This is a genomic window from Singulisphaera photorubra (assembly GCF_045290345.1).
GTDB lineage: Bacteria > Planctomycetota > Planctomycetia > Isosphaerales > Isosphaeraceae > Singulisphaera.
Genome location: NZ_CP155447.1, coordinates 7,082,150 through 7,094,834, shown reverse-complemented (window position 1 = coordinate 7,094,834; position 12,685 = coordinate 7,082,150). Strand labels below are relative to the sequence as shown.

The following is a 12,685-nucleotide window of genomic DNA, read 5'->3' as shown; positions in this document are numbered from 1 at the left end:
CCAGCGGTGGGACGTGATTTCGCCCACCGGATTGGAGAGCCGAGTCAGTTTCCGAAGCGTGTTCGATCGTCGCCGGAAGCGGTGTAGACCGCCCAGAAGTAGGGGTGGATCCAAGGTTCCGGATCGGGAGAGGTTCGCAGCTTTTTGAGAAAACGGCGCTGGGATGTCGCGAGGGCTTGGGGGGCCGGTTCGCCCGCCGCCAGATTGTCGAAGAAGGCACCGATCAACTCAGGACCGGAGCCGTCGTAGACATCCCAGAGGCCGGAAATCACCGTCCTCGCCCCGGACCTGAGCAGGGCCCGTTGGATGCCGAAGAGGTCGTCCCCAGGCAAGGGTGAGCGATCGGCGAGGCCCGTATAGCAGGCACTCAGGACCACCAGATCCGCCTGAGTCGATCCCCCAAAGAGCTCCTCCGCGGTGAGCCGACCGTCATCCTTCGCTTCGGGAAAGAGCAGGATGGAACTCGTCAACGGACGGTCGGCGACGTTCGTACCATGGGTGGCGAATAGGACCATCCCTGCTTGGGAGAGCAAGGACCGACCGGCCGCTTCGCTCGCTTCCCCTTCGAGATAGACACGGTCCACCTTGCCGCCGAAGGCCTTTCGAAGGTTGGCAAGGTCATCACGGACGCCGGGCAATGGGGCGGCTCCGGGGAAATTGGCGATCCCGGCGGCACCTACTCGTGCGACCAGCCGCGGGTCGCGTTGTCGCAATAGGTCCCACGTCGTCAGGGACGGAGAGTGGCAAAGGGCAAATGGCTCATCGAGCAAGAATCGGGGTTGGACCATCTCCGACTCCGTTTTTCGGCCGGCGTCTCGCTCGGTCACCAAGGCCGCGAAAGGAAAATAGTGGAGGATATGATGGGGGACCACGACGACTGTCTTCGCCTTCCTGAGTTCCACGAGCAGGTCAGCGGGCAGTAAATCCAATGCGAATTCGTGGAGGGTCTCTTGCCACTGATGATCAAACCCTTGGCCAGCCAGGAGCCGGCTCCGCATCCGGGTCGCGTAGTTCTCCACACCGCGAAGGAAGGTCCGGACTCGAGCGACCAGGGCCTGAGGAGCGATCGGGTGCCCCTCTCGATCCGACAGCCCGAAGACCCGGACCTGGCCCATCGTCGTCACCACAAAAGCCCAGACTCGCCCAGAGCCGATGAAGTATTCGACCGCGGCCACTTCGCGAGGCCAATCGGCGAGGAGTTCCGGCAACGGCCGCGGCCCTGCCTCGTCGGCCTGGGCATCGGTCCGGTTGGTGGCGAGCAGGCCCTCGAGCGCACGGGCCTTGGCCAGTTCGGCGTAGTGAAGCGCCTCGGCGGGCTGCCCGTCGGCGATCAGCAACTCGACGATCTGCTCGTTGACATAGGCACGGCGGGCGATAAAGCCGGCTACCCCCAACCCGACCCCGTCTCCCGGAACCTGGTCGAGGACGAATTGGGAGAGGCGGTGCGCGATCAGAAGGCTCTGGAGCGCCTGCTTGCGGTCGGCCTTTTCCTCGGTTCCCGAACCCTGAGGCTTCGATCGGAGTTGATTTAGAGCGAGCAGCCTGAGCGTGCTTTCAATGCCGACGAGCGAACCGGCCTCCTCATAGGCATGCAAAGCCTGCTTGGCGAGCCGCTCACAGTTCAGGGTCGAGGCTTGTGCCTCGGGACGACCGAGGCTTGCCTCATGATCCCGGAAGGCGAGTTGTGCCAGGATTTCATGAGCCGTGGCCTGGATCAGGGGCTCCACCCGATCGCCGTCGCGGGAGTCGGCGACGATGCCGGCCGCAAGCGTCCTGGCCTGCTCCGTCGCCGCGAGGACCGCGGCCAGGAACCGGCGATCCTCTGAGGCCGGATCCTCGAGGGTCCGGATCAGGTCGGCGAGGATCGCGTAGAGGCGGGCGAGGTTGGTCTCGACCGCCGCGGCCTGAGCCGGCGCTCGCATGCCTTGCGCAAGGGTTCGAGCGGCCTCGTACTCGCGGAGGGCGGCGTGCCAGTCGCTCAGCGTCGACAGGAGCGGGAGCCGGCCCCCGGTCACGATCTGGTAGGCATGGTTTTGAAGCCGGTCCTGCGAGCGTCCCAGCAAGAAATTCCCATAGTTGTTGTGCGCCCGGAACAGGTCGGCGGCCGTCGACTCGCTCGCTTTCCCGTCGCGCCCGAGGGCTTCGACCGCAACCAAGGCCTCATGAAAGAGGTGGTCGGCCTGTGCTTCCAGGGCCAAGCCCGACTCCGCGCGGATCACGGCGTTGTAGAGCTTTGCCAAGGCCTGACTCCGAGGAGTCACCTTCCCTTGGTCGACCGTCGCAAGAGTCGCCATTGCCTCCCGCCATCGCCCTGCGCGGAATTGGCCTCGTGCCTGGTCGATCGTCGCGTCCCCCGTCGGGTCCGCCAGCGACGACGAGTCGGCCACGGTCGCTCCGACTAAACGTCGCTCCAGGTCGGAGTGGGCTTGGCGGAGGAATGACGTGCGCTCCCCCTCCGGCAAATGATCCACGACATCGAATGCGTCGACCAGGTAGGGCAAGGGCTTACCCTCCTCGTCGACCTGGGTCAGCAAGTGGGTGACCGCGACCAGGGCGAAGAGACCGTCAGCGCCCTCGCCGCGCAGTTTGGTCAACTCGTCGAGCGGACGTTGCACCTCCTCGCGAATGGCAGCGTCCTCGACCCGAAAGGTTACGGAGTCGCCTCCCCCATCGATCCGCAAGACGTACTCGCCGGCGGATAGCCCCGCCGCGAGCGCGGGGGGTAATCCTGAGATCTCATTCCACGACAGTTTACGCTTGCCCTCGGGAAGTGCGAACTTGACGAGGAGGCGGCCGTCGCGAAGGAGCAATGCCGCTGCTTCGGGGAAGGGGGGGCCTTGAGGCGCGGGCCGCCGTCGGATCGTGATCCGAGGCCCGATTGTCCGCCCATGGGACGGGGTCAAGAAGGGGGAGTTCCCTCGCACGACCGACGACCCGAGCATCGGGACCAGGAGCGTGGTCGAGGGGATCGAACCATTTCCTCCAGCAATCGCTTCGGCCGGGCCTCGAGTCGCGGCCGAAAGCCTGGCCGCCCCTTCCTCGCTCCGCTCAAACTCCTCGCGCGCCCAGCGGCCCCCTTGCGCGAGGAACGCCCAACGTTCTTGGCCGCCATTCTCCCAGACGATCAGGCCACGAGACGCTGTTTCGAGCTCGACCGCTGCCCCGTTGACCTCCTTGACCGACAGTCTTCCTTGCCCATCGACCGCGATCAAAAAGCCGCGACTCGCGGTCTCGTCCATCCCATGGGCAGGTGAGGCCCAGAGGATGAGCCAACTTGCCAGCCAGAGAGCGATGCCGTGACCGGCGCTGAGGGAAGGGCGATTCATTGGGCGATTGTCCTTCAAGTTCCAGCCGACTGGAACGGGGATTCTCGACCTCTGGGTTTGATCCCTGGGCCGAGAATCCCCCGTCACCTCTCATCGATCGATTGACTCGAACTCGAAAACCGATGGCGATCCCGATCAGGGAGGCGTTCCGCCACCGCCACCACCGGGGAAGCCGTTTCCTCCAAGGTAGACCGTCCCGTTCTGAACCCAGGTGGTCCCTGCCTTGATGAAACGGACGAAGGTTTGGCCGTAGTGATTGTCCATCTCATTGGCGTTGTTGACGGGAATGCCGTCGAGCCGCACGACGACATCGCCCATGGCGAGTCCGATCTGATCGAACGGCGAGCCGGGCGGCGGTGGCGATGTCAGTCGGGCCGCGTAGAAGTCATATCCTGGAATGCTGATTAGCTGGATCGTGAACTGGACCTGGAATCTGTACGAGTAATTACCGCCGACAACTTGCTGGTACACCTGCGGCCCCGGACGGTTGCCGGCCGAAAGTTTCTCGAGAAGCTTGGAAACCGACGACGGTTCGCTCTTTCCCTCCGGCAGGCTTCGAGTCGCCTCGGCCACCAATTCTTTCAAGGCCTGGCGTTGCTTGTCCTTCAGGTCGATGATCTTGGGGATCTGGCTGTCGAGCTGGCTGAGCGTCTCACGGTCCGCCGCGAGCTTGGCTGATTTGATCTTACCCATCCAAGTCTTCAGCAATGCCAGTTCCGTTGCGTTAAGCTCGTCAATGGAGACCGGGGCAGGGGAGTCACCCCGAGACGTGGACGCAAGCTTTCGAGTGACATTGAGCGCGTTGGCCAGCGCATTGTCGTTTCGCCCCTTGGCGGCTCGGATCAGGCGGTCGATCGTTTCCGGCTGATTGGTCTCAATGGCGAGTTGCGCGGCTAATTCCGCGACCTGTCGCGAGTTCACGGATTTATGGGGCCGCTGCAAGGCCTCCTCGCCGGAGGCGAGCTGGAGAGCGACGTCGGCCATGAGCGCCGCATCCAGCTCGCGCCAGGCGGTGGCCAGAAGTTTCAGGTCAACATATCGGCTAAATCCGGGGTCTTGCAGCGCTTCGCTCAGCGGAAAGGGATCCGCCGACTTCGGCTCGACCCGCGCCGGGCCCGCCGTGGGGTCGGGCGCCACCGGTTTCGTGGCCCCCTCGTCTCCAGCCGCCCGGAGCGATTCTGAGGAGAGAAGGATGGCTAGGAGGAAGAGCCCAACGGTGGCCACTTCCCGACGATGACGCCTCATTTGCTTCCTCAACATAGGTGCACTCCAAGAACTGAAGGCTGAGCTGTTCCGATCAACTGCGCCGAAGTTGCCCCAATCGGATCACTTGCTCCCTGCGAAACTCGAGCAAGAAGCCGGGTGGGCTTGAACCCGAGTTCTGAAACGATGCACCTTGATGGTGCCGGGTTAGGGGCTGGCCCTGAAGGAGACGGTGCTGGCCGTCCAGGACTCATCGTAGAGCCTTCGCGGCCTCATTCGTTTGTCGCCTCGCGTCTTGAAGTAGGTTTGCTCGAGCAACAGGGTGTCGAGTACGGCCCCCTTGCTTTCCAGGTTGTCCTCGCCTCGGGTTTTGGGAAGATTGGGTTGCGAGAGCATGTAGTAGGAGTTGGGCTCGCGGGTCGCGAGGACGATCGTGACCCGGTCCCCGAAGCCTCCGTCGCACTCGAACGCATCGGTGATCCGGGACTGGCCGGGGTCGAGCCGCTGCTCGCCCGACACCTCGCCTCCGGCGGCCTCCTGATAGGGTAGGACCTGGTCGATCCCCTGATCGGCGTCGACGGCCAGGACGGTGATGAACCATGGCTTTTGCGATGCCTGGGGGTTTGCGATCCGATAGGCGTAGCGACCCCCTTTGCGCACCACCAGGCCCCCTTCCTCGAGGGGCCAGGGGCGTGTTTTTACGATCGCGCCGGAGTCATCCACATCAACGGCGACGAGTTCGATTGTGATGGGCCCGGCCGGGCCGGTGGTGCGCTGAGCCCCGGCCAGTCGGATGAGGTTCCGGGCCCGGCAAATCTGGCGGAGTGCCTGCTGAAGCGCGGGCCCGGCCGCTTCGGGGGCCTCGAGGAGGAACGGCCCCCAGCCCCCTCGCAACGACGCGGGGACCTCGCTCCGTTCCGAAGGCGAGGACGCATCGACCGCGAGCTTGGGCCGCCCGGTGGCCGGGAACAGCGCGGCAACATTCCCGTCGATCCGAAGGAGGTAGTCGCAGGCCTCATCGTCCGTGGTCCACTGCAACCAAGGTGACTCATCGGGGCGATTCGCGGTCGTCAGCGTTTCAAGGATCGACGGCGGCAGGTCGGGGGAGCCGGGGCCGAGCGCAGGCCCATCCTCGTTCGCCGACTTCGCCCGAGTGACCCGTAGGCGGAGACCGAACGCACCATGCTCGTGGTGCCGCTCAACGGCGAAGCCTCCCTTGAAGCCGGCCGGCAACAACGCCTCCGCTCGTCGGCCGTTTTCCCAGCGGAAGACGTCGACGGTGGCGGTTGCTCCTTCGACCGCCTTCACTGCCAGCCAGGCGGTCGAGCCATTCTCTTGCTCGGTCCCGGCCGGCTTGACGACGACCTTGGCGGGCTGGTCGTAGAGCTCAAACTGGGATCCCACAGTAATCCCGTGGAACGCCCCTGCCTTGAGAATGGCCACCGAGCGGTCGGCCCCTGAAGCCATGACCTCCCAGTAGGGTTTCCGATCCGCGTCGACCCCGCAGCCGAGGACGGTATCGCGGAGCAAGCTTCCACTCCCCTCGAGTTGGGGAAGCGGAGGTTGTGCGACGGACGGGTCGACCCGATAGCGAGCGACGATCTCGTCCCGAAGCAGTTCATAGGAGAGGGTCGAAAGGGTGGGAGACTCGTTGAGCACCTGGAGCACAAATCGGGTGAGCAGCCCGAAACGCTCTTTCCCCTGCTGGTATTCGGGCTCGACCTCCTGGGCACGGCAGGCGGAGAGGACCACGGCGCCAGCGGCCAGTCGTCGCTCATTGATCTTGCGGCCACCGAGAGTCGGAATCGAAGCTGCGAGGCCGCGATCCAGCTTGCGGACCTTTGTGGCGCCTCGAGCGCCGGTTCCCGAGTGGCAGCAATCGAGCACCATCCAAAGACGGTTGCGCCCCCCCGTGCAGACCTCTTCCGCAAACGCGAAGAGCTCGTCATCGCGAAGATCCTGGAGGCCTCCCTGCTTGTCGGCATCGTAAGGCACGATGGTCTCGTCGAGGCCGTCGGACTCGTCGCAGAGAGGATCTCCTTCCGGTTGGTCCGCCACCTGGGAGCCGTGGCCGCTGTAGTGGACCAGGATCTGGGCGGGCCTGGAGTTCGGTGGGAGTTCACGGATCCGTTGCGACAGATCGCTGAGTCCTTTGCGAATTGCCGCGCCGGTGGCGGATTCGTCAACGAGCGTGACGATATCGTCGGGTTGGAACCCGAACCGAGCACTCAGCAAGAGTTCTCGCATCGCCTCGACATCATTCCGCGATCCATCAAGCTGTTCAGAAGCGCCGAGGTTCTGATATTTCCCCACGCCGACAAGGAGCGCAAATCTCGGTGGTCGATCTGAAGTCGGATCGGCGGCGAGGCAGTCGCCGCCGGCGGTGATGCCGACCACGGAGAAGAGGATCGTCAGTCTCCAGGATTGGAGCATCGCTTTTAACCCGGGAAGGGGACGGGTACGGGGACAGGAACAGGCCCACCGCCACCGCCACCCCCACCGCTCAGCGTGCCCCACCATCGGTTGACCATCGGGCTTCCGAAGTTACCGAAGCCCCAGGACCCCTGAAATCGATTCGGCCCTGTCATCGCCCAGTAGAACCAGCCTTGGGTACCGCCCAACTGCCAACGGCCGTACAGGCCGTTGGAACTGACCGGCACGCCGGGATTCGCGGGCGGGAATCCCTGAGAGATGTTAAAGAGCTGACCGACCGAGCCATCCGGCAGGTAGTAGGCCCCCGAAGCGCCGTTCAGCGTCACCGCGGCGTTGACGTAGTTGCCGTTGGGGTCGATGTACGTCGACTGCCAGTTGCCGAACGGTGCAAAACGGCTGGAAGCATTCAGCTTCCTGAGCGCCTGACCCAGCTTGTCCGAACTCTCGGGCACCTCCTGCTTCGCCTTCGCTATCCGACTGGTCAGGAACGTTTTTTGCTCCTCGGGCAAGTCGGTCAATCCCTTCACGAACAGTTCGAGTTTGCCAAGCACTTCGAGATCGCTGCTCCGCCGGGACACGTCGGCTTGGCGCAAGACCGACTGCAGGAAGGCCAACTGGTCCGGGGTCGTGGTCCGCAGTGACAGCTTGAGATCCTGACCCTCATCACGAGTCGCCATGCCGAGTTTCGCGACCGTCTCCACCTGGGACGCCAGTGCCTCATCGCCGACGCTCTTGGCGGCTTTGACGAGGCGTTGCAGTGTGGCTCGATCGTTCGTGTCGACCGCAATGCTGGCCGCGAGTCGCAGAGCCAGGGCGGCGCTGAGAATCTTGTTCTCGCGCAACAACACCCGTTCCCCATCCGCCAATTGCAACGCGATATCGGCGGCCTGCGAGGCGTCATTTCGCTCAATCGCCTGACGAAGCAGGGTGAGATCCACAAAGCGTGAGAACGCTGGGTCCTGGAATTCGGGAAGGCTCGAAGCGCCTAATGCGGCGGCAGCCTCTCGATACACCGGCTTTTTTTCCTGAGTCGACTCGCCGTCTCCCGATGCGCCGTGGACTCGCCACGCCCCGGTCGTTACGACAAAGAATACAGGTGCTACGATTACCCAGCGAGAAAAGTTGCAGATCACGTGGTGGCTCCTCTGCAGTTGCAGTCCGGCAATGAGCGGCTATTACTTTCGGTGCGGTTAGGGTGAGCGGAAATATTGTCGCAATCAAAAAGCTTATCGTAAAGAGTCTTCAAAGTTTGACAAAAGGGATGACAGGATACAATGGTTTCCAAGACATCTCAAATCGAGCGACAATAGCCTCTGGGATCAAAGCGACCGCTGTTAACCGTCAGGGAATGTATTCTGATTGATTTCAGATAGGGGCACCGAATCGATCTTGTAGAATGTATTCTGCGAAATGCGTGGCAATCGTCACTCCGATTTGGTGAGATTTTTTCCGCCGAGCTCCTCCGGTGTCTCCGGGCAAAGATTGAGGGCACCTTCGTTATGGACGTCGAGTCTCAAAGGAGACCGTGTCCACTGGCCTCTGTATGCCTCAGAGTGGTTCGGATCCTATCCGGCCGGGCTGTTCTCCGTCCGCCCGAGTCTGCAAGAAATGAGCCGTAAGTTGCCGAGAAGCCGCGGAATGCGGCACGCGAGGGGATCGATTCAGGCCGTTGAGGAGCCACGTTTGCTGCCCACTTGTCGTCGTAAAGTGTTGGCAGAAAACGGAATCGGCAGGGTGAGCGGCAGGTTGCATTCTAATGATTCGGGGCGATTGGCGATTCTGTATATTTGCAGGAATGCTTGGTGTTGAATTGCTGGGTTGTCGGTTTTGATTGATGTTGTTTGGGATGGCCGGGCCGCCCCGAGGTCCACGTTGCTTCTCTAGCGAGCGCGTTAAGACCCAGCCCCGCGGGATAGCTCCCCCAAGGCTGGGTCGTGTCGGATCGGATCGGAGTGTCAGCGTCCTTGCGGACGTGAGCTCAACCCTGGATCACGATGTTGTCTCCGGGGCCACCGTCGAGGATGTCAAGGCCCGGCCCGCCGAGCAGAACGTCGTCGCCGGCCTGACCAAGGAGGATGTCCGCCCCGGCGCACCGATCAGAACGTCGTCACCGTCGCCGCCGTCCGCCGTGAGCTGGATCGCACCCGCGGCCAGGCCCGAAGCCTCGACCACGTCGTCGCCCGCCAGGGCGTTGACCGTGAGGCGGTCGTTGGCGGCCTCGGCGCCGGTGATGTTCACCCGGGCGGCCAGGCCCAGGACGGAGGTGCCGGCCGCGTCGCCGACGACCAGGACGACGTCATCGCCGCTGGTGCCGTTGACGATGACGTTGTCAGGCTGGGCGTCGCCCGCCGTCCCGCCGATCACGGCCGCCAGGTTGAGGTTGATCTCGGTCAGATCGGTGCCGGACAGGTCGTTGACCACGATCGTATCGGCTCCGCCCAACGCATTGAAGTCGATGCCTTCGACGTCGTTGAGGTCCATGGTGACGTTGGCGATGTTGCGTGTGAACCGGACTCGCCCGCCGTTGGCTGAGATGTCGATGTTCTCGGCGACGTTGGCGCCGTTGAAGCGCATGGAGTCGAAGCCGGCCTGTCCCTCGATGATGTCGTTGTCGTCACCTGGGTTCCAGACGAAGGTGTCGTCGCCGGCGCCCAGGAGGGCCGTATCGTTGCCGTCCCCGCCGTTGACCAGGTCATCGCCCTCGCTGCCTAAGATGAGGTCGGCGCCAAGGCCGCCGTTGATCGCGAGTTGGATGCCGTCGGCCTCGAGGGACGTGGCGTTGACGACGTCATCTCCGCCCAGGGCATTGAGCGTCAGCCGGTCGTTGGCCTGCTCCTGGCTGAAGATGTTGACCGTCGCCTGGAGGCCGAAGACGTTGATCCCGCCGGCGTCGCCCGCGGCGCCGAACACGTCGTTGCCCTGGGTGCCGTTGACGGTGACCGTGTCGGCCTGGCCGTCGCCACCGCCCGCGGACCCGCGCAGGTCGAGGTCGATCCGCGTCACGTCGGTGCCGCTCAGGTCGCCCACCACGATGTTGTCGGCTCCGCCCAGAGCCCTGAACTCGATGCCCTCGACGTCGTTGAGGTCCATGGTGACGTTGGCGACGTCGCGGAAGAATCGGACCCGCCCGCCGTTGGCGGAGATGTCGATGTTCTCACTAACGTTGGCGCCGAAGAAGAGCATCCTGTCGACGCCGGCCTGGCCTTCGAGGGTATCGCTGCCGTCCCCCGGATCCCACTGGAAGATGTCGTCGCCGGCCCCCATGAAGACAACGTCGTCGCCCTGCTGGCCGTCGAGGAAGTCGTTGCCGTCGCCGCCGAACAGCACGTCGTTGCCGCGGCTCCCGAGGATCGTGTCGTTGCCAGCGCCACCGTCCAGGGTCAGCTTCGTGATCCCGGCGACCAGCGTGGACGCCGTCAGGCCGTCATTGCCGCCCAACGCGTTGACGACGAGCGAGTCGTTGGCTCCCTCGGAGTTGGTGACGTTCACCAGGGCCGGCAGCCCGACCACGACGACCGAACTCCCCGAGCCGAAGAGGTCGATGATGTCAGCCCCGTTGGTGCCGTTGACGATCACGGTGTCGGGTTGGGCATCGCCCGCCGTCCCGCCGATCGCGGCCGCGAGGTTGACGTTCACCTCGGTCAGATCGGTGCCGCTGAGGTCGTTGACGGTGACCGTGTCGCTGCCCCCCAGAGTGTTGAGGTCGATCGACTCGACGTCGTTGAGGTCCATGACGATGTTGGCGATGTTGCGCGTGAACCGGACGCGTCCGCCGTTGGCAGAGACGTCGAAGATCTCGGAGGCGGCGCTGCCGTTGAAGCGCATGCTGTCGGCCCCGGCCTGGCCTTCGACAACGTCGTTGCCGTCACCCGGGTCCCACTGGAAAGTATCGTCGCCGGCCCCGAGGAGCGCCACGTCGTTGCCCTGCTGCCCGTCGATGAAGTCGTTGCCGTCGCCGCCGAGGAGCAGGTCGACCCCGTTGCTCCCCAGGATCGTGTCATTCCCGGTGCCGCCGTCCACGGTAATTTTGATCAGGGCGGCCAGGTTGCCGGTGGCCGAGAAGGAGTCGTCGCCGCCGTTCATGTTGACGACGAGGTTCTCGCTGGTCCCGATGTCGATGGAGAAGGGGGCGGGGTTGACGCGGTCGAAGCGGACGCGGGTGCCATTGGCGGTCGCGGTGAAGGCCTCCGCGCCGTTGCCGCCGTTGACCTCGATGGTATCGGTACCGGCTCCTCCCTCGTTGAGGTCGGTGTCGTCGCCGGGGTTCCAGATCAGCCGGTCGTTGCCCGACTCGCCGAACACCTGGTCGTCGGCGTCGCCGCCGGTCAGGGTGTCGTTATTCGCCCCGCCAAATAAGAAGTCGAAGCCCCCTTTGCCGAGGAGGATGTCGTTGCCCCCCTGGCCGAAGAGTTGGTCAGCCCCCGAGCCGCCGGTGATCGTATCGTTCCCCTCGCCGCCGAATAGGTTGGCCTTGGGTAGGGCCCCGTTATTTTCGACGAGCGAGAGGGCATCATTGCCTCCCTGGCCGAAGACCTGAATCAGGCTTGTGTTAGCGACGGTCGCGGTGCCACCGACGATCGCCACCGCGCCGCCATTGACCTGGATTGCTCCGGCCGCGTTACGGCTGATGGCGATCGTATTATTCAAGTTGTCTCCGAAGACCGTGAGGAGGCCGGCCGCCGGAGTGAAGGTGGCGAACACCGCTGGCGTGACGCGATCTTCGAGCACTTCGCAGGCGAAGCGGCACATAGCCGGGTGGTTCCTCCGTGGGGCGCGGCGGCGGACGTCACGGGATTTAAATAAGCTTACGATTTTGCGAGATAACATGGTGTCAGCTCCTGAGAGTGTTGTAATGTGATGCATGTGCGGATTTCAACGCAGATTCGTTGCAGGAACGAATCGCCCGGCTCGGCCGCGGGTTCGCAACGCCGTTTCGCCGCCCCCGTGAACTGGTCACGGCCATCGCGGATCACGCTCGAGCCTCGGATTTCGAGGGGTGCGGGGCCGCTCACGGTTCTTTTCGACCGGGCGTCCTGACCCACAACTCGTAGGGCCGATCCCGGCCCTGAGGTACTACCTGCGTAAGGTTCCCGTGCGGGGATCGATAAAAATGTCGATTGGCCCGGATTTCACGAGGCCGATGTCGGTGACGCAGGCTCCCTTCAAGGGGTTGGCTTTCGGGGGTGCACGGATCAATGGGGACAAGCCGCTCGCCTCATGCTGTGGTCCAGGTGGCCCGCCCGAGAGTTTCGGACGCCGACCACGGGTTGATCGAAAACGGGCACCCGAATTGAGTGCTTCTCTAGTACATCCCGATCGGCCTGTGTTTCGTGCATCAGTTGTGAGAACTCGAACGGTTCGAGCTTTGGACCTGGCTGCGAAGGCTGGGGTCGCCCGCCGGATCTTGCGGCAGGTCGGCGCCTCCCACTTGTTCCGGGAGGCCTACGTCAGGCTCGTTCGGAAGCTCCCCCGAGCATGCTGGCAAGACGACGATGCCCTTCTTCCTCAACTCCCCCGAGCATGCTGGCAAGACGACGATGCCCTTCTTCCTCTGGCTCCGGCTCATGCTCGGAGACCGGCATTTGCCGATCCAGCGACAGCATCTCGGGGCGGTGATGTGCGACGTGAGCCGGGAGGAGTCCCTTTGCCGGGGGGGAATGCCGCGGGCCAGTTCCATCTTGTCTTGCGGCCCGGTTACTCAGCCAACTGACCTCAGCGAGCTC

General features: G+C 63.8%; 5 protein-coding genes and 1 pseudogene. All 6 read right to left on the bottom strand.

The genetic code is table 11. The features are described 5' to 3' along the window. Positions 1-44: 44 nt before the first annotated feature. Positions 45-3,326, bottom strand: coding sequence for a CHAT domain-containing protein (locus tag V5E97_RS26675; protein ID WP_406694618.1), 3,282 nt, complete (start codon positions 3,324-3,326; stop codon positions 45-47). Between the two features lie 135 nt (positions 3,327-3,461). Then, entirely contained in the window at positions 3,462-4,571 is a 1,110-nt protein-coding gene (locus V5E97_RS26670; RefSeq protein ID WP_406694617.1) for a hypothetical protein, read from the bottom strand. A gap of 165 nt (positions 4,572-4,736) precedes the next feature. Continuing rightward, entirely contained in the window at positions 4,737-6,962 is a 2,226-nt protein-coding gene (locus V5E97_RS26665) for a caspase family protein (protein ID WP_406694616.1), read from the bottom strand. A 5-nt stretch (positions 6,963-6,967) separates the two neighbouring features. Then, positions 6,968-7,975, bottom strand: coding sequence for a hypothetical protein (locus V5E97_RS26660; RefSeq protein WP_406694615.1), 1,008 nt, complete (start codon positions 7,973-7,975; stop codon positions 6,968-6,970). 965 nt (positions 7,976-8,940) lie between these two features. Further along, positions 8,941-9,009 (bottom strand): hypothetical protein, encoded by a 69-nt coding sequence (locus V5E97_RS26655; protein ID WP_406701219.1) that lies wholly within the window; start codon positions 9,007-9,009, stop codon positions 8,941-8,943. Between the two features lie 635 nt (positions 9,010-9,644). Next, positions 9,645-11,711: pseudogene (locus V5E97_RS26650) on the bottom strand (beta strand repeat-containing protein); the annotation flags it as partial. Positions 11,712-12,685: the final 974 nt, after the last annotated feature.

Bases quoted from the DNA above. Each gene is read 5' to 3' on its own strand.
- V5E97_RS26675 (WP_406694618.1), bottom strand. From the start codon at position 3,326: ATGAATCGCCCTTCCCTCAGCGCCGGTCACGGCATCGCTCTCTGGCTG.
- V5E97_RS26670 (WP_406694617.1), bottom strand. From the start codon at position 4,571: ATGAGGCGTCATCGTCGGGAAGTGGCCACCGTTGGGCTCTTCCTCCTA.
- V5E97_RS26665 (WP_406694616.1), bottom strand. From the start codon at position 6,962: ATGCTCCAATCCTGGAGACTGACGATCCTCTTCTCCGTGGTCGGCATC.